Origin of the sequence: Celeribacter naphthalenivorans (assembly GCF_020524585.1) — a bacterium.
GTDB classification, from domain to species: Bacteria; Pseudomonadota; Alphaproteobacteria; order Rhodobacterales; family Rhodobacteraceae; genus Celeribacter; species Celeribacter naphthalenivorans.
Window position 1 is genome coordinate 356,368 of sequence record NZ_JAIVLK010000003.1, and the last position, 20,175, is coordinate 376,542.

Genomic DNA, 20,175 nt, shown 5'->3' on the forward strand with positions numbered 1-20,175 from the left:
TCGGGGCAAGTCAACTGTCAGGCAGTTTGAATTCTTCGGTTTGGAGCGCGGCTGCCAGACTCATCTTTGCTGAGCCGGGCATGAGAGGTTTCGGCTGGCTGGCATCGGGCGCCCATCCGGTCAGAAACACCAGATCGAAGGTGGCGACCAGTCGGTCGTCTTCGGCAAAGTGATCTTTGTAAAGCTGTTCGGCGTGATCGAACATCGCCTTGCCAGCATTGGATTTTTTGCGGGCTGTGAGCGCGTTGCCTTCCCCCATGGCACGCAGATCGGCGGCTATGCGGGCAAGCGACGGGTAGCTCACTTTGCGCACGCTTTTGTCCGCGACCGGCAGGGCAAAAGAGGCGCGTTGTAGCAGGGCGCCCAGATCGCGCAGCTCCCCCATCGGCAAAACGCGCGGCGACAGCCCGCCCGTGATCATGCTTTCCGCCTGCCCAAGACAGGCGCGCAATTCGTTCAGGGTCTGATCCCCAAGGAAAGCGGCGAGCATCAACCCATCGGGCTTCAGGGCGCGGTTGCATTGGATGAGTTGCCCGACCGGATCATTGGCCCAATGCAGGCTCATGGCGTGGATCACCAGATCATGCGCACGCTCTTTGAGGGCCAGCACATCATCATCGGGCACGATTGTCGCGTGGGGGAACCACTTGGCCCAAATTTCGGGAAAACCGGTGACGATGGCGGGGGACGTAAACGATTTGTTAACCATGTCGAGCCGATCTTCGATCTCGAAACGGGCCTCGTCGTGCAAAAAGAAATCCCCGGCCTTCCGCAAGGCGCGGCGGCGATTTCGGGCCAACTGGTCCCGATCGACCAAAGGGGCAGGCTGCGACATGGGATGTCCTGACAATGTCTTTGCGTTCAAAGCGCAATGTAGAAAGGTGAGCGGGAAATGCAAAGGCTGGCAAGGCTGATCTACCCGGCACAATGCCTCACCTGCGACGAAATGATCGAGGTGACGCGAGGTTTGTGCCCTACATGCTGGTCGAACACGCCGTTTATCGTCGATCACCCCTGCGAGGCCTGCGGTCGTCCGTTGATCGGCGATGCGCAGGAGGGCGATCTTTGTGACGATTGCCGCGCGCACCCTAGAGCTTGGGATCGCGGTCGGGCCGCGATGCTTTATGCGGGCAACGGGCGCTCCATCGTTTTGCGATTCAAACACGGAGATCGCACGGATCTGGCCTATTCCGCGGGTCAATGGCTTGCCAATGCGGCGGAGCCTCTGATCACGCCCGACACAGTTGTGGCGCCGGTGCCCTTGCATTGGGTTCGTATCCTGAAACGGCGCTACAATCAGGCGGCTTTGCTCGCCGCGCGTGTCGCGAAACTGCATGATCGACCCTATATCCCGGACCTTTTGAAACGCTCCAGCGCGACGCGCACTCTGGATGGCATGACCGCTGAACAGAGGCGCGACACAGTGGCGGGCGCCATTCGGATCACCGCAAAACGGGCAAACAGCATCAAAGGCAAACGCGTTTTGCTCATTGATGACGTGATGACGACAGGGGCAACCTTGACCCAATGCGCGGAGGTCTGTCTTGCCGCAGGCGCAAAAGGTGTGGACGTCGCGGTTCTGGCACGCGTGGACAGGGACACCTAAATCCTTATAGTCGCTGCGAACATAAGGATTTTCCCATGCAACCTGTCACGCTCTACACGACCCCCATCTGCCCCTATTGCATCGCGGCCAAGCGCCTGCTCGATTCGAAAGGCGTCACCTACACCGACATCGACGTCATGCGCGATCCGTCAAAGCGTCAGGAGATGATGCAAAAGGCGAATGGGGGCCACACTGTGCCGCAGATTTTCATCGGCGACACTCATGTCGGCGGCTGTGACGATCTGCATGCTTTGGAGCGCGCGGGGAAACTCGATCCTTTGTTGGCGGGCTGAGGCATGATCAAAGTCGGTCTTGTCACCCTGAATTCTAGCGACGATCCCCTCGCGAACCTGCCCGTCACCTTGGACGATGTGAGTGCAGCAGCGGAGGCGGGGGCCGCGATCGTGATGACGCCGGAGGTCACGAATTGTGTGTCCTCGTCGCGCGCCCATCAGATGGAGGTTCTCTATCATGAGGCCGAGGATCCGACGCTGAAAGCGTTGCGTGATCTGGCGCGTTTGCGCGGGATTTGGGTCTTGATCGGCTCGCTGGGGCTCAAGACCGATGATCCGGACGGGCGTTTTGCGAACCGCTCTTTTCTAATCGACCCGGCGGGACAGATCAAAGCTCGCTACGACAAGATTCACATGTTCGATGTGGATGTCAGCGAGACGGAGCGCTATCGCGAATCCGATGGCTATCGTCCGGGCGAAAAGGCCGTTGTCGCCGCGACGCCTATGGGCAAGATCGGCATGACGATCTGCTACGATCTGCGTTTTCCGCATCTTCATCGGACGCTCGCCAAGGCAGGTGCTGAGATCATCACCCAGCCCGCTGCCTTCACCGCCGTCACTGGCGAGGCGCATTGGCATAGCCTGTTGCGCGCGCGGGCGATTGAAACTGGCTGTTTCGTCTTGGCGCCAGCGCAGACCGGGCATCATAAGGAAAAGCGCGATGTGAAACGTCGGACCTATGGGCATTCTCTGGCCGTGTCGCCTTGGGGTGAAGTCATCTATGATGGCGGAGTTGAGCCGGGTTGGGGTCTTGTCGAGATTGATCTGGACGAGGTTGCCGAGGCCCGTAAACGCATCCCGGCCCTGTCGCATGACCGTGATTTCGAGGTCTCTCATGCCTGAGACCCCGAACCACGATGCTCTTTCCGTGGCGCTGTTTTCAGAGATTTTCATGGCCGATCAGCTGGCGCGAAACCGGCTGACCAAGGCCTTGCCCAAAGGCATGGAGATCAGCCATTTTTCTGTGCTCAATCATCTGGCGCGCGCGAATGACGAACGCTCCCCGGCGCAGCTGGCGCGTTCTTTTCATGTCACACGCGGCGCGATGACCAACACGCTGAACAAATTGGAATGGGCTGGTCATGTGCACATTCGCCCCGACTGGGACGATGCGCGGCGCAAATTCGTGTCAATTTCGCCCTCGGGCCGTTCGGCGCGAGATGCGGCCTTGGCGGCGATCGCCCCGATCCTCTCTGAGATTGTCGAGGCGATTGGTGTGGAGCGCGTCAAATCCGCCCTGCCGGTTCTGCGTGAAATGCGCATCCGGTTGGAGGACAAGAATTAAAGCGTTTCGACTTTAACTTGATCTATCACGTAAAGTCGAAACGCGCGCTCCGCTTAGGCGTTGTACTGCGTTTCTGCTCAATCCTGAATTCAGATTTAAGCAGAAACGCTTTAAGCTGGATTAGGGTCTATTCCGGCTTGATCGACGCGGTGACGTAATTCACGGAAAGATCGCGCGCAGAGGTCGACCATGTCCACAGGATCGGGTTGAAGACGAAGCCCTTGCGATCTACCGGATTGAGGCCTGCTTTCGAGATCAGGTCGAACAATTCATCCGGCGTGATGAATTTCTTCCACTCATGCGTCCCGCGCGGCAGCCAGCGCATCACCACCTCGGCGCCGAAAATCGCCATGGCATAGCTCTTCGGATTGCGGTTGAGCGTCGAACAGATCATCAGCCCGCCGGGTTTCAAAAGCTGCTGACAGGCGGTCAGATAGGCGAGCGGATCGGCGACATGTTCGACCACTTCCATGTTCAGCACGACGTCGAACTGCTCGCCCGCCTCGGCCAGCGCTTCGGCGGTGGTGTTGCGATAGTCGATCTCAAGACCGGATTGTTCGGCATGGACTTGCGCCACCGGAATGTTGCGTTCTGCGGCATCCGCACCCACCACGGTAGCGCCAAGGCGTGCCATCGGTTCGGACAAAAGCCCGCCGCCACAGCCGATGTCCAACAGACGCAGGCCTTCGAAGGGTTTCTCAGAGGCCAGATCACGCCCGAATTCCGCGGCAATCTGTGTCACGATGTAATCCAACCGCACCGGGTTCATCATGTGCAACGGCTTGAATTTCCCGGTCGGATCCCACCATTCGGCAGCCATGGCTTCGAATTTCGCGACCTCTTGGGGGTCAATGGTGGTTTGCATGATCGCCTCCTTCATGTTCAAATCCGTCCGCCGGGACGATGTGTTCGTCGGCTCTATATAGGATTTCCATGGACAAGGTCTCAGGCCAAAAGAGCGCATATTCGTATCTCTACCCCCAAATCGCGGTCTATGACCACCGCATGTTGGAGGTCGGGGACGGGCATCAGTTATATGTCGAACAAAGCGGCAATCCAGCGGGGATTCCGGTTGTGGTGCTGCATGGCGGTCCGGGCGGCGGGTGCAGCCCCTATATGCGACGCTATTTCGACCCGTCCAAATATCGCATCATCCTGTTCGATCAGCGGGGCTGCGGTAAATCCCGGCCCTTTGCTTCGGTCGAGGCCAACACGACCCAGCATCTTATCGCGGATATCGAGAAAATCAGGCTCGAACTCGGCATAGATCGCTGGGTTGTCTTTGGCGGAAGCTGGGGGGCGACCTTGGGGCTGGCCTATACGCAGGCCCATCCAGAACGTGTGCTTCATCTTGTCTTGCGCGGCGTATTCACGGCGCGGCAAAGTGAGCTGGACTGGTTCTATGCGGGCGGCGCGGGGCAGTTTTGGCCGGATCTCTGGGCCGAATTTCGCGATGCCATCCCGGAAGAGGAGCGCGGAGATTTGATCGCGGCCTATCATCGGCGGTTGTTCAGCGGTAATCACAAAGAAGAGGTCGTCTACGGGCGCATCTGGTCACGCTGGGAAAACGCTTTGGCGTCGATTGCTACGGACGGTGTCGTGGGCGAGCCGGGACCGGACTATGCCCGCACCTTTGCCCGGATCGAGAATCACTATTTTATCAACGGCGCGTTTTTCGAGCGCGATGGCCAGTTGATGGAAGAGATCGACCGCATGGCCAATGTGCCGGGCACCATCGTGCAGGGCCGCTTCGATATGATCTGTCCGCCTGCGACGGCCTATGAGTTGAACCGCATCTGGCCGATCTCTCGGCTGATCATGGTGGGTCGCGCTGGGCATGCTTTGTCTGAGCCGGGGATCACGCAGGCCTTGGTCATGGCGATGGATCGGATCGGCGATCTTCTTGGTGATCTCATGGGGTGAGATGCTATAGGGCTTGCAGTTTTGCGTTGTCGCGCGTATATGCCTCTCCAACAGCGGCGCTGTCGGGAGTTCCCGAAGCTCCACCGAGAAAGATCGACGGGCCGCGCGCCCGTTTTTTTGTGCCCTCATCCAGGGGCCAAGTCCCGAAGTGAACCGTATCGAAAGAGGCCTCTCAATGTCGGATCTGATTGCAAAAACCGCGATCGACCGCCGGATGGCGGAAATCGTGGGCCCCGTCATCGAAGGCATGGGGTTCGAACTTGTGCGCGTGCGTCTGATGTCTTCGACCAAATCGAAGACGCTTCAGATCATGGCCGAACGCCCGACGGGCGGCATCGAAGTGGACGAATGTGCGGAGATTTCCACCGCCGTTTCTGCTATTCTCGACGTCGAAGACCCGATCGAAGATGAATATACACTCGAAGTGTCGAGCCCCGGCATCGACCGTCCTCTGACGCGATTGAAGGACTTCGACACTTTTGAGGGCCATGAGGTCAAGATCGAGACCACCGAGATGATCGACGGTCGCCGCCGTTTCAAAGGCCAATTGGCCGGCGTCGAGGGCGACGATGTTCTGATCACCATCGAGGAAGGTGGCGAGGACGTGACCATCGGGCTGAATTTTGACTGGCTGTCGGACGCCAAACTTGTGCTGACCGATGAGCTGATCCGCGAAATGCTGCGCCAACGGAAATCCGATGGGGCAATTGACGAGAACCAATTTGACGAAATCCAGACCGACGACGGGTCTTCAGAGGATTGAGAGAGGACTGAGTAATGGCAATCACCTCTGCAAACCAGCTTGAGCTGTTGCAAACCGCCGAGGCCGTGGCCCGCGAGAAAATGATCGACCCGAATCTCGTGGTCGAAGCGATGGAAGAATCCCTCGCCCGTGCCGCGAAGTCGCGTTACGGCGCCGAGATGGACATCCGCGTCTCCATCGACCGCAAGACGGGGCGCGCCACCTTTACCCGTGTGCGCACCGTGGTCGAGGACGAAGAGCTTGAGAATTACCAAGCCGAGCTGACCGTGGAACAGGCCAAGCAATATATGGCTGACCCGCAGATCGGTGATGAGATCAAGGATGAGGTTCCTCCGGTGGAGCTTGGCCGGATCGCCGCGCAATCCGCGAAGCAGGTTATCCTGCAAAAAGTGCGCGAAGCCGAGCGTGATCGCCAGTTCGACGAGTTCAAAGACCGCGTCGGCACGATCATCAACGGCACCGTGAAGCGCGAAGAATACGGCAACGTGATCGTCGACATCGGCCGTGGCGAAGGCATCCTGCGCCGCAACGAAAAGATCGGCCGCGAGGCCTACCGCCCGAACGACCGCATCCGTTGCTTCATCAAAGATGTGCGCCGCGAAGCGCGTGGGCCGCAGGTCTTCCTGTCCCGCACCGCACCGGAATTCATGTCCGAACTGTTCAAAATGGAAGTGCCGGAAATCTACGACGGCATCATCGAGATCAAAGCCGTGGCCCGTGATCCCGGCTCGCGCGCGAAGATCGCCGTGATTTCCTACGATGGCTCCATCGATCCGGTCGGCGCCTGTGTCGGTATGCGCGGCTCGCGTGTGCAGGCCGTGGTGAACGAGCTTCAGGGCGAGAAAATCGACATCATTCCGTGGAATGACGATCAGCCGACCTTCCTTGTGAATGCGCTGCAACCCGCCGAAGTCACCAAAGTGGTGCTCGACGAAGATGCAGGCAAAATCGAGGTCGTGGTGCCGGACGAGCAACTGTCGCTCGCCATCGGTCGTCGCGGTCAAAACGTGCGTCTGGCGTCCCAGCTCACCGGTCTCGACATCGACATTCTGACCGAAGCCGAAGAATCCGAGCGTCGCCAGAAAGAATTCGCGGCCCGCACGCAGCTCTTCATGGATGCGCTCGATCTGGACGAATTCTTCGCCCAGCTGCTGGTCTCCGAAGGCTTCACCAACCTCGAAGAGGTGGCTTACGTTGAGGTCGACGAGCTTCTGGTCATCGACGGTGTGGACGAAGACACCGCCAATGAGTTGCAAGCCCGTGCCCGCGACGTGCTCGAAGAAGCCAATCGCAAGGCCATGGAACATGCCCGCGAGTTGGGTGTCGAGGACAGCCTTGTTGACTTTGAGGGTCTGACACCCCAGATGATTGAGGCACTGGCCGAGGACGGCGTGAAATCTCTCGAAGATTTCGCGACCTGCGCGGACTGGGAACTGGCCGGTGGCTGGACCACGGTGAATGGCGAGCGCATCAAGGACGATGGTGTCCTTGAGAAGTTCGACGTTTCCCTCGAAGAGGCTCAGAACATGGTGATGACGGCGCGTATCCAGCTTGGCTGGGTCGACCCGTCCGACCTTGAAACCGAAGAAGAAGCCGTTGAAGACGATGCGGCGGAAGAAGGAAGCGAGGCCTGAGTTCAGGCCTTGCCCAAAGGTGATTGATGACCCGAGGCGGTATGGTGAAATCGAAAGACGAGGCGGAGCGGCGCTGTATCGTGTCGCGGGAGGCTGAGCCCAAGCGCGGCCTCATCCGTTTTGTCGTCTCGCCCGACGGTCTCGTGGTCCCTGATCTGGCGGAAAAACTACCGGGTCGCGGCATCTGGGTCAGCGCGGATCGCGCGGTTTTGGACGAAGCAGTGAAGAAAAAGCTGTTCGCCAAAGCCGCTCGCACGCAGGTGACGGTGCCCGATGATTTTGTGAACCTGATCGAAGCCGGATTGGCCGATCGGGTGGTGCATTTGATTTCGCTTGCGCGCAAGGCGGGCGGAGCAGTGTGTGGATTTGAGAAAGTGAAGAGCTGGTTGGCGGATGGGCACGCGAAAGTGCTTCTTCAGGCCTCCGATGGCTCGGAACGCGGAAAAGGCAAACTTTGGACACCCGAGGGGGGCCGTTGGTTCGGTCATCTGACGAGTTCCGAATTGGGTTTGGCTTTTGGCCGCGAAAGTGTGATACATGGCGCGCTCTCAGGTGGCGGACTCAGCAAACGTGTTGTAGAGGAAGCCAACCGCCTTATGGGCGTGCGCGAGACAATCGGTGGAGAGGGCTCCGCCGGGAAGGGTAAGACGACGAAATGAGCGATACAGACGGCAAAAAAACCCTCGGCCTTCGTGGTGGTTCCGGTTCGGTGAAGCAAAGCTTCTCCCACGGGCGCACGAAGAATGTCGTGGTCGAAACCAAACGCAAACGTGTTGTGGTGCCGAAGCCGGGTGCTTCGAAGTCGTCGGGCTCCGGAAATCCTGCGCTTGGCGATCCGTCGAAACGTCCGGCTGGTATTTCCGACGCGGAAATGGAGCGCCGGATGAAGGCCCTTGCCGCTGCGAAAGCTGCGGAGGCCGATGAGGCGCAAAAGCGTGCCGAAGAAGAGAAAGCCCGCGAAGAAGAGCGCGAGCGCCGTCGTCGTGAGGTCGAAGAAAAGGCCCGCGAAGAGGCAGAACGCGAAGCGGCTCTGAAAGCGAAAGAAGAGGAAGAGGCCCGCGCCAAGAAAGAAGCCGAAGAGGCGAAAAAGCGCGAAGCCGAAGCTCGTAAGAAACCGGCCGCCGCTCCGGCGCCGAAGACGGATGATCCGGCAGCTGCCCAAGCGGCGCTGCAAAAACAGCAAGAGCGCGGAGGCCGTGCTCCGGCGGCGGCACCTCGTGCCCGTGAGCGCGAAGACGACAACCGCAACAACCGCGGCAAAGGTGGCGACAACCGTCGCTCCGGCAAGCTGACCGTGAACCAGGCGCTGACCGGCGGTGAAGGCGGGCGTCAACGCTCGATGGCCGCGATGAAGCGCAAACAGGAACGCATGCGCCAAAAGGCCATGGGCGGCAACGACTCGCGCGAAAAGATTGTGCGTGACGTGCAGGTGCCGGAAACCATCGTGGTCTCCGAACTGGCGAACCGTATGGCCGAACGTGTGGCTGACGTGGTGAAATCGCTCATGAAAATGGGCATGATGGTCACGCAAAACCAATCCATCGACGCCGACACCGCCGAGCTGATCGTCGAGGAATTCGGCCACCGCATTCAGCGTGTGTCCGATGCCGACGTCGAGGATGTGATCTCGCAGGTCGAGGATGCGCCCGAAACGCTGCAACCGCGTCCGCCGGTGATCACCATCATGGGCCACGTGGACCATGGTAAAACCTCGCTGCTCGACGCGATCCGCAACGCCAATGTGACCTCCGGCGAGGCTGGCGGGATCACGCAGCACATCGGTGCTTATCAGGTGACAACGGAATCCGGTGCGGTTCTGTCCTTCCTCGATACCCCCGGCCACGCGGCGTTTACCTCCATGCGGGCCCGTGGGGCGCAGGTGACGGACATCGTCGTGCTTGTGGTGGCTGCGGATGACTCCGTGATGCCGCAAACCATCGAGGCGATCAGCCACGCGAAAGCGGCGGGTGTGCCGATGATCGTGGCGATCAACAAATGCGACAAACCGGATGCGGACCCGATGAAGGTACGCACCGAGCTGCTGCAACATGAGGTGATCGTTGAGGACATGTCCGGTGACGTGCAAGACGTTGAAGTCTCTGCGAAAACCGGCAAGGGCCTTGATGAGCTGCTCGAAGCCATCGCGCTTCAGGCCGAGATCCTTGAGCTGAAAGCCAACCCGGATCGCGCCGCCGAAGGTGCCGTGATCGAAGCACAGCTCGATGTGGGCCGTGGTCCGGTCGCGACCGTTCTGGTTCAAAAAGGTACGCTGAAACGCGGTGACATCTTCGTCGTGGGTGAGCAGTGGGGTAAGGTCCGCGCGCTCGTGAACGACAAAGGCGACCGCGTTGACGAAGCGGGTCCGTCGGTTCCGGTCGAGGTTCTGGGTCTCAACGGCACGCCCGAGGCCGGTGACGTGTTGAACGTCGTCGACACCGAAGCGCAGGCACGTGAGATTGCTGAGTACCGCGAACAGGCGGCGAAGGACAAACGCGCCGCTGCCGGTGCTGCGACCACGCTGGATCAGCTTTTGGCGAAAGCCAAAGCCGACGAGAACGTCGCCGAACTGCCGATCCTCGTGAAAGCGGACGTGCAGGGCTCTGCCGAAGCCATCGTTCAGGCGATGGAAAAGATCGGCAACGACGAGGTGCGCGTGCGCGTGCTGCACTACGGTGTGGGCGCGATCACGGAATCCGACATCGGCCTGGCCGAAGCCTCGGGTGCGCCTGTGATCGGCTTCAACGTCCGTGCAAACGCTCCGGCGCGGAACTCCGCGAACCAGAAAGGCGTCGAAATCCGCTATTATTCCGTGATCTACGACCTCGTGGATGACGTGAAAGCGGCGGCTTCCGGTCTGTTGTCTGCGGAAATTCGTGAGAACTTTATCGGTTACGCCGAAATTCGCGAAGTCTTCAAAGTGTCGGGTGTGGGCAAGGTTGCCGGCTGTCTCGTCACCGAAGGCGTGGCGCGCCGATCCGCCGGTGTGCGTCTGCTGCGCGACGACGTTGTGATCCACGAAGGCACGCTGAAAACGCTCAAGCGCTTCAAAGACGAAGTCAAAGAGGTGCTGTCCGGTCAGGAATGCGGTATGGCCTTTGAAAATTACGATGACATTCGCCCGGGCGATGTGATCGAGATCTTCGAACGTGAGGAAGTCGAGCGTAATCTCGACTGATCCTCTCGGACATCAGACAGCAAAAAAGGCGGGCTATTGGCCCGCCTTTTTCGTGTGTAACAAACTGCTGATTTTCGTATCAGGCGGCTTTGGTGTAAGACACCGGCTTGCCGACAAAGGTCTTGTCGCCAACGCGCACCTGAATGTTCCCGTTCTGAGTTTCACCAACATAGTGGCCCTGAACGGAGATGTATTTCCCAAGAGTAATCGAACGCATCATTGTTTTGGCCCCCAAAGCTAAATGGCGTTAGCGGTAAACTATCTCAAAAAGCGTTAAAAATCATTTATAAATTTAAGACAAAATCCGTTTTTAAGCACAAATGTTGTGCAAACAGGAGGTCTGCACAACAAAATGTTACGTTTCTGCTGTGCAGAAACTCAAAGAAGGTCCCTGAGGATGGGAATCAACGGAATATCGGCAGGCGGCATGGGATAATCGCGAAAATCGCGCGCCTTGACCCATTTCAAAACCTGCCCTTCGCGAGGCGTCGGCACGCCGTTCCATTTGCGACAGGCAAAGAGCGGCATCATGAGGTGGAAATCGTCGTAGCTGTGCGAGGCAAAGGTCAGCGGCGCGAGACAGGAGTTCCAGGTTTCAATCCCCAGTTCCTCATGCAATTCGCGCACCAAGGCGGCTTCCGGCGTCTCGCCCGGTTCAACCTTGCCGCCGGGAAACTCCCAGAGACCGGCCATGGATTTGCCCTCGGGCCGTTGTGCCAAAAGCACACGACCCTCGACGTCGATCAAGGCAACGGCAGATACGAGCAGCAATTTCACGAGCGATAATCCGCGTTGATCGTGATGTAGCCGTGGGTCAGGTCACAGGACCAGACGGTCGCAGCGCCATCGTCGAGGCCCAGATCGACACGAATGACGATCTCATCGTTCTTCATGTAAGTGGCACCGGCTTCTTCGGTGTAGCTGGGCGACACCCAGCCGTTTTCGGCCACAAGAATATCGCCAAACCAGATGGTAAGACGATCACGATCGGCGCGCTCACCGGCTTTGCCGACGGCCATCACAATACGACCCCAGTTCGGGTCCTCGCCAGCAACGGCGGTTTTCACCAGTGGCGAATTGGCAATCGCCATGGCGACACGGTGCGCCGGGCCGTTGGCATTGGCGCCGGTGACCTGAACTTCGATGAGTTTCGTGGCCCCTTCGCCATCGCGTGCGATCTGGATCGCGAGGTCTTGCATCACGGCGTGAAGCGCCTCGCGGAAGGCGTGGACACGCGGATCGGCGAAATCTGTGATTGGCGCCATGTCGGCCTTGCCGGTCGCACCGACGATCACTGTGTCGGAGGTCGAGGTATCGCCATCGACGGTCACACAGTTGAACGTCTTGGCATTATCAAGCCAGAGACATTGTTGCAGCACATCGCGAGAGATTGCCGCATCGGTGAAGATATAGCACAGCATGGTCGCCATATCGGGCGCGATCATGCCGGAGCCCTTCGCGAACCCTGCGATCTTGATGGTCGTGCCGTCGAGATCGGCGCTCTGCGTGGCGCCTTTGGGGAAGGTGTCGGTGGTCATGATCGCACGCGCGGCCATGTCCATGCTGTCGGGGGTCAGAGCGGCGTTCAGATCAGCGATCTTCGCGGTGATCCGCTCCCATTTCAGAGGCTCGCCGATCACGCCCGTGGAGGCGGTGAAGACGCGCTTCTGGTCAATGCCCATCTCATTGGCGACCGCTTCGGTGATCTTGGCGACCGAGTCAAAGCCGCTTTGACCTGTAAAAGCGTTCGAGTTGCCGGAGTTGACGAGGATCGCGGCCTTGCCCGGAAGATCGAGCGTGACCTTTTCCTGACAATCAATGACGGCCGCGGAGCGGGTGGTGGAGCGGGTAAAGACGCCGGCGATGGCAGAGCCCTCGCACAGTTCGGCAAGCATGACGTCCGTGCGGCCCGAATAGCGCACACCGGCCTCGAGGGCGGCGAAACGCACACCGTCGATCACGGGCAACTCGGGAAATCCGCCTTTCGGAGCAAGCGGGGAAACATGGGTGATTTTGGCCATCGTCGGCGTCCTTACAAAAGCGCGGCTATTGGAGCGCGAAGTTATTGCAGCAGATCGTCCATCCGCAGAGCGGCGGGGTCGATGCCTTCCATAAGCTCGACGTTACCATCGGTTTTCAGCGCTTCAAGAGCTTCCGTGATCGCGGCTTCTTCGATGTCTGCGGCAAGCTCGTCCTGCACTTCTTCGAGCGGCGGGACGGAGGCCAGACGGGTTTCCATCAGCTTGATCACATGCCAGCCGAACTGGGTCTGAACCGGCTGAGACACGCTGCCTTCTTCCATGCCGACGACGGCTTCTTCAAAGGGCGCAACCATCATGCCGAGACCGAACCAGCCAAGATCACCGCCATTCGGACCGGACGGGCCAGTGGATTTTTCGCGCGCGAGATCGGCAAAATCGGCACCTTCATCGAGCGCTTTGACAAGCTCAAGCGCCTCTTCTTCGGTTTCCACGAGGATATGCGCGGCGTGGTATTCACGACCCGGCTCGAATTCCGCGAACTTCGCGTCGTAAGCGGCCTTGAGGCTTTCCTCGGTCACCGCATTTGCGGCGATGGTTTCCAGCTGATGACCCGCAACGAGCACACGCTCTTCGTTCTCAAGCTGAAGTTTCAGACCTTCGGAGACATCGCCTGCGGCTTGTTTCAACAGCTCTTGCTGCACGATCTGGTTCACGATGCCTTCAAAAAGCTGTGCATCGGGCAGGCTTTGGTACTGCGGCGGCAGGGATTGGCGCGCGGCGATGATGTGGCCGAGGGTGATGTCCGTGCCGTTTACGGTCGCAACGACGGTCGAGGAGGTCATATCCTGGGCAAAGACCGGTGCAGAGGTGGCAAGTGCGAGAGAAAGCAGCGCAGCCGTGGCGGAAAAACGGTATTTCATGGAGAAAATCCTTCCTGTCGGCGCCATTCAAGGGCGCGACGTTGACACTCAAGGTATGGCCCCTTACATCGCGATAGGTCACTGAAGAGGAGCCTTCACGCCCGTTTCTATGGGCAGAGCGGCAGCGGGGCAATCCCTCCTCTCACACGATCCTGTCAGGACGCATCGAGCGGAGAAAATATGCTGGGCATCGGTACACTCGCGAAAAAGGTTTTTGGGACCCCAAATGATCGCAAGGTCAAGGCAACCCGACCTCTCGTGGCAAAGATCAACGCGCTGGAGCCAGAGTTCGAAAAACTCGATGACGCCGGGCTGATTGCAAAAACGGAAGAGTTCAGGAAACGCGTGGCGGAGGGCGAAAGCCTCGACAAGCTGTTGCCGGAGGCGTTTGCCAACTGTCGTGAGGCGGCGCGTCGTGCGCTTGGCCTGCGCGCGTTTGACACGCAGCTCATGGGCGGCATCTTCCTGCATCAGGGCAATATCGCCGAGATGAAAACCGGTGAGGGCAAAACCCTCGTCGCGACTTTCCCGTCCTATCTGAACGCCCTGACGGGGAAGGGCGTCCATGTGGTGACGGTCAACGAATATCTGGCCACGCGGGACGCCGAATGGATGGCGAAAGTCTTTGCGGCGCTGGGCATGACCTGTTCCTCGATCTACAGCCAACAGCCCGAGGATGAGAAGCGCGCGGCCTATGCCTGTGACGTGACCTATGCGACGAACAACGAGCTGGGCTTTGATTACCTGCGCGACAATATGAAATCCGAGCTGAAAGATATGGTTCAGCGCGGGCATCATTTCGCCATCGTGGATGAGGTCGACTCGATCCTGATCGACGAAGCCCGGACGCCTCTGATCATTTCCGGACCTTCCGATGACCGATCCGAGCTGTATCAGGCCATCGATGCGCTGATCCCGCGTCTGACGGATGAGCATTTCGAGCTTGATGAAAAAACCCGTCAGGTGACCTTCACCGAAGAGGGCAACGAGTTCCTCGAACAAATCCTGCACGAGGCCGGGTTCCTGCCCGAGGGTCAGACGCTTTACGACCCGGAAAGCACCACCATCGTGCACCACGTCAACCAGGGTCTGCGCGCGCATAAACTGTTCCAGAACGGTGTGCATTACATCGTGCGTGACGGTGGCGTGGCTTTGATCGACGAATTCACCGGCCGTATGATGGCCGGGCGTCGTCTTGCCGATGGTCTGCATCAGGCGATCGAGGCCAAGGAAGGCGTCGAGATCAAGCCCGAGAACATCACCATGGCGTCGGTGACGTTCCAGAACTATTTCCGCCTCTATGAAAAACTCTCCGGAATGACCGGCACGGCCGCCACCGAGGCTGAGGAATTTATGGAGATTTACAAACTCGGCGTGGTCGAAGTGCCGACCAACCGCCCGATTCAACGGATCGACGAACATGACCGGGTGTATCGCACCGAGGGTGATAAACTGGCCGCTGTCGTGGAGTCGATCCGCGAAGCCCACGCAAAAGGCCAGCCGGTTCTCGTCGGCACCACCTCCATCGACAAATCCGAAGAGCTGTCGCAATTCCTGACCAAAGAGGGCATCACCCACAACGTGCTGAACGCGAAACAGCACGAGATGGAGGCCCAGATCGTCGCGGATGCCGGTAAATACGGCGCGGTGACCATCGCGACCAACATGGCGGGTCGCGGCACCGACATCAAACTCGGCGGCAACGTCGAGATGAAGGTGATGGAAGCCATCGCCGCCGATCCCGAGGCCAACCCCGACGAGATTCGCGCGCGGATCGAGGCGCAACATGCCGAGGATGAAAAGCGCGTGCTGGAGGCAGGCGGGCTTTATGTTCTGGCCACCGAACGCCACGAAAGCCGCCGCATCGACAACCAGCTGCGTGGTCGTTCCGGTCGGCAAGGTGACCCGGGCCGCTCCTTGTTCTTCCTGTCTCTCGAAGACGACCTGATGCGCATTTTCGGCTCCGAACGTCTCGACAAGATGCTGTCGTCTCTGGGCATGAAAGAGGGCGAGGCCATCGTTCACCCCTGGGTCAACAAATCGCTCGAAAAAGCGCAGGCGAAGGTCGAAGGCCGCAACTTCGACATCCGCAAACAGCTTTTGAAATTCGACGATGTGATGAACGACCAGCGGAAAGTGGTGTTCTCGCAACGCCGCGACATCATGGAGTCCGAGAACGTCAATGAGATCGTCGAGGATATGCGCCATGAGGTGATCGAGGACCTCGTCGGAGAGGCCATTCCGCCGAAATCCTATCCGGATCAGTGGGATGTCGAAAAGCTGCATCGTGAGTTGGCTGACGCGCTGAACATGGATCTTCCGGTCAAGGATTGGGCGGAGGAAGAGGGGGTCGATGACGAAGCGATTATCGAACGTATCTCCGAGGCCTCCGATCGCATGATGGCGGAAAAAGAAGAGTCCTTCGGGGCCGACCAGATGCGCCAGATCGAAAAGCAATTCCTGTTGAATACCATCGATGCGAAATGGCGTGAGCATCTTTTGACGCTTGAGCATCTGCGGTCCGTCGTGGGCTTCCGCGGCTATGCGCAGCGCGATCCGCTCAACGAGTACAAAAACGAAAGCTTCCAGCTTTTTGAAAGCATGCTCGACAGCCTGCGCAGCGAAGTAACGCAGAAACTGTCCCGCGTGCGCCCGATGACCGAAGAAGAGCGCAATGCCATGTTGCAGCAGCTTGCCGAACAACAGGCCGCCGCTGTCGCCGGTGCACAACCGCAGCCCGTTGGGGAACCCGAAGAGGGTCATCCGAATGAGGTTCCGGGGTTCGACGAAAACGATCCGTCGACCTGGGGCAATCCGGGGCGCAACGATCTCTGTCCGTGCGGTTCTGGTAAAAAATTCAAACATTGCCACGGCGCTGTTTGATTTTACCAATGCGACCCGTGTTCGATTTTCGACACGGGTCGTTTTGCTCTTTGCGGTTGAAACTCTGACGGCCACATCGGACACTCCTGCAAAATTTCATATTCTTTGAGGGCGCTGAGCCATGTTGAAATCTCTGTGGGCTCTCGCTGCGACTTTGACCGTTCTGGTCGCGCCGACTGTGGCGAAGGCTCAGGATGTGAACCTGCTGTCGCGTGATGGCTCCATTTCGATCATCGGCAATTTCCTGAGCTTTGATGGTGAGTTTTACCGGGTCGAGACCGATCTCGGTGTGCTCACGGTGGACAGCTCCGGCGTGCGTTGCGAAGGGCCGGGGTGTCCCGCTCTCGACGGTTATTATGCGCAGATTCGCCTGTCGGGCGACGCCAAGGGCACGCGCACGCTCTTGCCCGCGTTGATCACCGCCTTTGCGATCAGAAATGGCTATACCGTCGCGACGAGCCCTTTGAGCGAAACCCAGCGCTCGATGATTCTGACCGATGCGGAAAACGACATTACGGTCGGGGAATTCCTGCTCTTCGATACGTCCAGTGCCGAAGGATTTGCCGATCTCATCTCCGAGAACACCGACATGGTCCTGTCGCTGCGCAAGGTCGCGCCCAAGGAAATGGCGCTGGCTTATGAGGCCGGTGTCGGCGATCTGTCCGATCCGCTGCGCGCTCGCGTCGTGGCGCTTGATGGTTTGGTCCCTGTCGTGTCGCGGTCGAATATCGTGCACGGGCTGTCGCTCTCTGAGCTTTCGGCAATTTACCGCGGCCAAGTGACGAATTGGCAAGAGATCGGGGGGGCAGATGCGCCGATTGTGGCCCATCTCATGCGGGACGATTTGCAGGACGGGAGCGAATTTCGTCGGATGATCCTCGGCCATGGCGTCCAGATCGCGGAAGGGGCTGTGACGCTTCATGACCGCTACGACAGCCTGGTCGCCGCGATTGAACAGGACCCCTATGCTTTGGGTCTTGGTCGTATGTCGGAGGGCGGAACGGTGAAGCCGGTCGGCCTAAGCGGCGCCTGCGGGTTCGAGGCGCGCGCAGCGGCGTCGGACATCAAGAGCGAGGATTACCCGCTGACCCGCCCGGTTTTCCTCTACACGCCCGCGCATCGTTTGCCGAAACTGGCGCGGGAGTTCCTGTCCTTCGTGGTGTCGCCTGCGGCGCAGATCGTGGTCGCGCGGACGGATTTTGTCGATCAGGGCGTGGATGAACTGTCTTTCCGCGATCAGGGATGGCGGTTTGCCAATGCGATCCGCCATGCGGGCGAAGACATCACACTCGAAGATTTGCAATCCGTGACAGGCACGCTTCAAGGCGCCAAACGCTTGACGCTCGGCTTCCGGTTCGAAGGCGGGTCAACCACACTCGATGCGCAGTCGCGCTCGAACGTGCATCTTTTGGCAGAGCTTTTGGAGGCGGGCGTTTATGACGGCCAGTCCCTGACCTTTGCCGGGTTCTCGGACGGCCAAGGGCGCGCCTCGATCAATGCGGCCCTGTCCAAGCGCCGGGCTGAGGCGGTTTTGAAAGCGGTCCGACAAGCGATGGGCGAGGCGTTCGAAGCGGATCGTGTGACCTTGAGCGCCGAAGGGTTTGGTGAGGCCATGCCTTTGGCCTGCGATGACGTCGAATGGGGCCGATCTCTGAACCGACGTGTTGAGGTTTGGGTTAAATCTTCGAGTTAAATCAAAGATAACCCGATCCACGGAAGCTCAGCTCCGTCGATTTTCCGATGATCAGATGATCGTGCAACTGGATGTCCAGCGCTTCGGCTGCGTCCCTGATCTGGTTCGTCATGCTGATGTCCGCGTCCGAGGGCGTCGGATCACCCGACGGATGATTGTGCACAAGGATCAGCGCCGAGGCGTTCAGCTCCAGCGCGCGTTTTACCACCTCGCGCGGGTAGACCGGGACGTGATCGACCGTACCGCGGGCTTGTTCCTCATCGGCGATCAGGATGTTTTTGCGGTCGAGATAGAGCACGCGGAACTGTTCGGTTTCGCGATGCGCCATGGTGGTATGGCAATAGTCCAGAACCGCGTCCCAGCTCGAAATCACGGGCCGCTGCATCACGCGGGCGCGGGCCAGACGGTGCGCGGCGGCCTCGACGATCTTGAGGTCTTGGGCGGCGGCAATATCCATCCCCTCGACCTCCAGAAGGCGCGGGATCGGGGCGGAGATGACCCGATTGTAATCGCCGAAGGCCTCGATCAAGGCGGCGGCAATCGGTTTCACATCGGCGCGGGGCAGGGCGCGGTAGAGCACGAGTTCCAACAGCTCATAATCCGGCATCGCCTGCGCGCCGCCGTCGATGAAACGGTCCTGCAAATGCTTGCGATGATTGCGCAGATAGCTTGGCGGGCGCGAGGGGAGGACGACCGGGCGGGCCTCGTCGAGATCGAAGAGCCAGTCGGGCATTTCCCGAAATGCGGAGGGGGTCGAGGGCGTGTTCATGGAATAATCCATGGCCCGATTCGCTGAAAAAGTAGTTAACGCAAATTAAGAGAGGGCGCCGAAGCGCCCTCTTACATCACTCAGGAATGTTTCATCCCATCCCAGAAGCTTTTGACTTTCTTAAAGAAAGTTGAGCTTTCCGGGTTGTTGTTGTCTTCGCCCAGCTTGTCGAACTCCTGGAGAAGTTCCTTTTGCTTGGCCGTCAAGTTCACAGGCGTTTCCACCGCGAGCTCAATGAACATATCGCCCTGACCGCCCCCTCTGAGCGCTGGCATGCCTTTGGCGCGCAGGCGCATTTGGCGGCCGGATTGGCTGCCTGCGGGGATTTTCACCCGCGAGCGGCCACCGTCGATGGTCGGCACTTCGATGTCGCCGCCGAGCGCCGCCGTTGCCATGGAGACAGGCACGGAGCAATGCAGGTTCACACCTTCGCGTTCGAAAATCGCGTGAGGACGGACCTCGATGAAGATGTACAAATCGCCGGTCGGCCCACCACGAAGCCCCGCTTCACCTTCGCCAGCAAGACGAATGCGCGTGCCGGTTTCGACGCCCGCAGGGATGTTGACGGAGAGCGAGCGCTCTTTTTCAACACGGCCCGCACCGTGACAATCGTGGCAGGGATCCTTGATCGTTTGACCAAGGCCGCCACAGGCCGGACAGGTGCGTTCGACCGTGAAGAACCCCTGTTGCGCGCGGACTTTGCCCATGCCGGAGCACGACGGGCAGGTTTGCGGTTCCGCGCCGTTGGCCGCGCCCGTGCCGCTACAGCTGGTGCAGGCGACGGAGGTGGGGACGTTGATGGTTTTCTGCGCGCCTTTGTAGGCTTCTTCGAGGGTGACGCGCATGTCGTAGCGCAAATCCGAGCCGCGTTGCGCCCGAGACCGGCCGCCGCCACCGCGTTGACCGCCCATGAAGTCGCCGAACAGGTCGTCGAAGACATCGGAGAAGGCCGAGGCAAAGTCGCCCTGACCCGCGCCGCCGCCGAAGCCACCACGCCCGCCGCCCATGCCGCCTTGCTCGAAAGCAGCGTGACCAAAGCGGTCATAGGCGGCTTTCTTGTCGGCGTCCTTGAGCGTGTCATAGGCCTCGTTCACTTCCTTGAACTTGGCCTCCGCATCGGGGTTGTCCTTGTTGCGGTCGGGGTGAAACTCCATCGCTTTCTTGCGATAAGCTTTTTTGAGCTCCGCGGCATCCGCGCCTTTTTCGACGCCAAGCACTTCGTAATAATCGCGTTTTGCCATGGATCTAT

Annotated in this window: 19 protein-coding genes; 11 read left to right on the forward strand and 8 right to left on the reverse strand. The window is 59.3% G+C overall.

Annotation, left to right across the window (positions count from 1 at the left end):
- Positions 1-10: 10 nt before the first annotated feature.
- A complete protein-coding gene (locus LC094_RS08360; protein WP_226551746.1) occupies positions 11-835 on the reverse strand; it encodes a methyltransferase domain-containing protein in 825 nt (274 codons plus the stop codon).
- Between the two features lie 57 nt (positions 836-892).
- Between LC094_RS08360 and LC094_RS08365 the strand changes: the two genes are divergently transcribed.
- Genes LC094_RS08365 through LC094_RS08380 form a run of 4 tightly spaced genes read left to right on the forward strand, consistent with a single transcriptional unit; the run spans position 893 to position 3,184 of the window.
- Positions 893-1,606 carry a ComF family protein gene (locus LC094_RS08365; protein WP_226551748.1) on the forward strand — a complete coding sequence of 238 codons (714 nt, stop codon included), beginning with the start codon at positions 893-895 and terminating at the stop codon, positions 1,604-1,606.
- A gap of 35 nt (positions 1,607-1,641) precedes the next feature.
- Positions 1,642-1,899: a glutaredoxin 3 gene (grxC, locus tag LC094_RS08370; protein WP_226551750.1), complete on the forward strand. Its 258-nt coding sequence runs from the start codon at positions 1,642-1,644 to the stop codon at positions 1,897-1,899.
- 3 nt (positions 1,900-1,902) lie between these two features.
- Positions 1,903-2,742, forward strand: a complete 840-nt coding sequence (locus tag LC094_RS08375) for a carbon-nitrogen hydrolase family protein (RefSeq protein ID WP_226551752.1) — start codon at positions 1,903-1,905, stop codon at positions 2,740-2,742.
- On the forward strand, positions 2,735-3,184 hold the full coding sequence (locus LC094_RS08380; RefSeq protein ID WP_226551767.1) for a MarR family winged helix-turn-helix transcriptional regulator: 450 nt from the start codon (positions 2,735-2,737) through the stop codon (positions 3,182-3,184). The genes LC094_RS08375 and LC094_RS08380 overlap by 8 nt, the downstream gene beginning before the upstream one ends.
- A gap of 127 nt (positions 3,185-3,311) precedes the next feature.
- Here the strand turns inward: LC094_RS08380 and ubiG are convergent, their stop codons facing one another.
- Complete coding sequence (ubiG, locus tag LC094_RS08385; protein WP_226551769.1) at positions 3,312-4,049, reverse strand: bifunctional 2-polyprenyl-6-hydroxyphenol methylase/3-demethylubiquinol 3-O-methyltransferase UbiG; 738 nt, start codon at positions 4,047-4,049, stop codon at positions 3,312-3,314.
- Between the two features lie 68 nt (positions 4,050-4,117).
- Between ubiG and pip the strand changes: the two genes are divergently transcribed.
- From pip to infB, 5 genes are all read left to right on the forward strand, one after another.
- A complete protein-coding gene (pip, locus tag LC094_RS08390; protein WP_226551771.1) occupies positions 4,118-5,107 on the forward strand; it encodes a prolyl aminopeptidase in 990 nt (329 codons plus the stop codon).
- Between the two features lie 175 nt (positions 5,108-5,282).
- On the forward strand, positions 5,283-5,870 hold the full coding sequence (rimP, locus tag LC094_RS08395; protein ID WP_167601202.1) for a ribosome maturation factor RimP: 588 nt from the start codon (positions 5,283-5,285) through the stop codon (positions 5,868-5,870).
- A gap of 14 nt (positions 5,871-5,884) precedes the next feature.
- Entirely contained in the window at positions 5,885-7,504 is a 1,620-nt protein-coding gene (nusA, locus tag LC094_RS08400; RefSeq protein ID WP_226551773.1) for a transcription termination factor NusA, read from the forward strand.
- A 26-nt stretch (positions 7,505-7,530) separates the two neighbouring features.
- Positions 7,531-8,163, forward strand: coding sequence for an RNA-binding protein (locus LC094_RS08405; protein WP_226551775.1), 633 nt, complete (start codon positions 7,531-7,533; stop codon positions 8,161-8,163).
- A complete protein-coding gene (infB, locus tag LC094_RS08410; RefSeq protein WP_226551777.1) occupies positions 8,160-10,679 on the forward strand; it encodes a translation initiation factor IF-2 in 2,520 nt (839 codons plus the stop codon). The genes LC094_RS08405 and infB overlap by 4 nt, the downstream gene beginning before the upstream one ends.
- Positions 10,680-10,758: 79 nt before the next feature.
- On the opposite strand, the gene LC094_RS08415 is transcribed toward infB, so the two are convergent.
- The 4 genes from LC094_RS08415 to LC094_RS08430 form a co-directional block, all read right to left on the reverse strand.
- Positions 10,759-10,899: a hypothetical protein gene (locus LC094_RS08415; protein WP_219783359.1), complete on the reverse strand. Its 141-nt coding sequence runs from the start codon at positions 10,897-10,899 to the stop codon at positions 10,759-10,761.
- Positions 10,900-11,057: 158 nt separating this feature from the next.
- Positions 11,058-11,456: an 8-oxo-dGTP diphosphatase MutT gene (gene mutT / locus LC094_RS08420; RefSeq protein WP_319003284.1), complete on the reverse strand. Its 399-nt coding sequence runs from the start codon at positions 11,454-11,456 to the stop codon at positions 11,058-11,060.
- Complete coding sequence (gene argJ, locus LC094_RS08425; RefSeq protein WP_226551779.1) at positions 11,453-12,700, reverse strand: bifunctional glutamate N-acetyltransferase/amino-acid acetyltransferase ArgJ; 1,248 nt, start codon at positions 12,698-12,700, stop codon at positions 11,453-11,455. Before argJ ends, mutT begins: the two co-directional genes overlap by 4 nt.
- A 41-nt stretch (positions 12,701-12,741) precedes the next feature.
- Positions 12,742-13,581 (reverse strand): peptidylprolyl isomerase, encoded by an 840-nt coding sequence (locus LC094_RS08430; RefSeq protein ID WP_226551780.1) that lies wholly within the window; start codon positions 13,579-13,581, stop codon positions 12,742-12,744.
- 180 nt (positions 13,582-13,761) lie between these two features.
- Between LC094_RS08430 and secA the strand changes: the two genes are divergently transcribed.
- On the forward strand, positions 13,762-16,464 hold the full coding sequence (gene secA, locus LC094_RS08435; protein ID WP_226551782.1) for a preprotein translocase subunit SecA: 2,703 nt from the start codon (positions 13,762-13,764) through the stop codon (positions 16,462-16,464).
- A gap of 121 nt (positions 16,465-16,585) precedes the next feature.
- The gene (locus tag LC094_RS08440) at positions 16,586-18,157 is read left to right on the forward strand and encodes a phosphate ABC transporter substrate-binding/OmpA family protein (RefSeq protein WP_226551784.1); all 1,572 of its coding nucleotides are present in this window, start codon (positions 16,586-16,588) and stop codon (positions 18,155-18,157) included.
- A gap of 1 nt (position 18,158) precedes the next feature.
- Here LC094_RS08440 and radC read toward each other — a convergent pair whose 3' ends face one another.
- The gene (gene radC / locus LC094_RS08445; RefSeq protein ID WP_404814979.1) at positions 18,159-18,926 is read right to left on the reverse strand and encodes a RadC family protein; all 768 of its coding nucleotides are present in this window, start codon (positions 18,924-18,926) and stop codon (positions 18,159-18,161) included.
- 80 nt (positions 18,927-19,006) lie between these two features.
- Positions 19,007-20,167 (reverse strand): molecular chaperone DnaJ, encoded by a 1,161-nt coding sequence (gene dnaJ / locus LC094_RS08450; RefSeq protein ID WP_226551786.1) that lies wholly within the window; start codon positions 20,165-20,167, stop codon positions 19,007-19,009.
- Between the last annotated feature and the right edge of the window lie 8 nt (positions 20,168-20,175).

Bases quoted from the DNA above. Each gene is read 5' to 3' on its own strand.
- LC094_RS08360 (WP_226551746.1), bottom strand. From the start codon at position 835: ATGTCGCAGCCTGCCCCTTTGGTCGATCGGGACCAGTTGGCCCGAAAT.
- LC094_RS08365 (WP_226551748.1), top strand. From the start codon at position 893: ATGCAAAGGCTGGCAAGGCTGATCTACCCGGCACAATGCCTCACCTGC.
- grxC (WP_226551750.1), top strand. From the start codon at position 1,642: ATGCAACCTGTCACGCTCTACACGACCCCCATCTGCCCCTATTGCATC.
- LC094_RS08375 (WP_226551752.1), top strand. From the start codon at position 1,903: ATGATCAAAGTCGGTCTTGTCACCCTGAATTCTAGCGACGATCCCCTC.
- LC094_RS08380 (WP_226551767.1), top strand. From the start codon at position 2,735: ATGCCTGAGACCCCGAACCACGATGCTCTTTCCGTGGCGCTGTTTTCA.
- ubiG (WP_226551769.1), bottom strand. From the start codon at position 4,049: ATGCAAACCACCATTGACCCCCAAGAGGTCGCGAAATTCGAAGCCATG.
- pip (WP_226551771.1), top strand. From the start codon at position 4,118: ATGGACAAGGTCTCAGGCCAAAAGAGCGCATATTCGTATCTCTACCCC.
- rimP (WP_167601202.1), top strand. From the start codon at position 5,283: ATGTCGGATCTGATTGCAAAAACCGCGATCGACCGCCGGATGGCGGAA.
- nusA (WP_226551773.1), top strand. From the start codon at position 5,885: ATGGCAATCACCTCTGCAAACCAGCTTGAGCTGTTGCAAACCGCCGAG.
- LC094_RS08405 (WP_226551775.1), top strand. From the start codon at position 7,531: ATGACCCGAGGCGGTATGGTGAAATCGAAAGACGAGGCGGAGCGGCGC.
- infB (WP_226551777.1), top strand. From the start codon at position 8,160: ATGAGCGATACAGACGGCAAAAAAACCCTCGGCCTTCGTGGTGGTTCC.
- LC094_RS08415 (WP_219783359.1), bottom strand. From the start codon at position 10,899: ATGATGCGTTCGATTACTCTTGGGAAATACATCTCCGTTCAGGGCCAC.
- argJ (WP_226551779.1), bottom strand. From the start codon at position 12,700: ATGGCCAAAATCACCCATGTTTCCCCGCTTGCTCCGAAAGGCGGATTT.
- LC094_RS08430 (WP_226551780.1), bottom strand. From the start codon at position 13,581: ATGAAATACCGTTTTTCCGCCACGGCTGCGCTGCTTTCTCTCGCACTT.
- secA (WP_226551782.1), top strand. From the start codon at position 13,762: ATGCTGGGCATCGGTACACTCGCGAAAAAGGTTTTTGGGACCCCAAAT.
- LC094_RS08440 (WP_226551784.1), top strand. From the start codon at position 16,586: ATGTTGAAATCTCTGTGGGCTCTCGCTGCGACTTTGACCGTTCTGGTC.
- radC (WP_404814979.1), bottom strand. From the start codon at position 18,926: ATGAACACGCCCTCGACCCCCTCCGCATTTCGGGAAATGCCCGACTGG.
- dnaJ (WP_226551786.1), bottom strand. From the start codon at position 20,167: ATGGCAAAACGCGATTATTACGAAGTGCTTGGCGTCGAAAAAGGCGCG.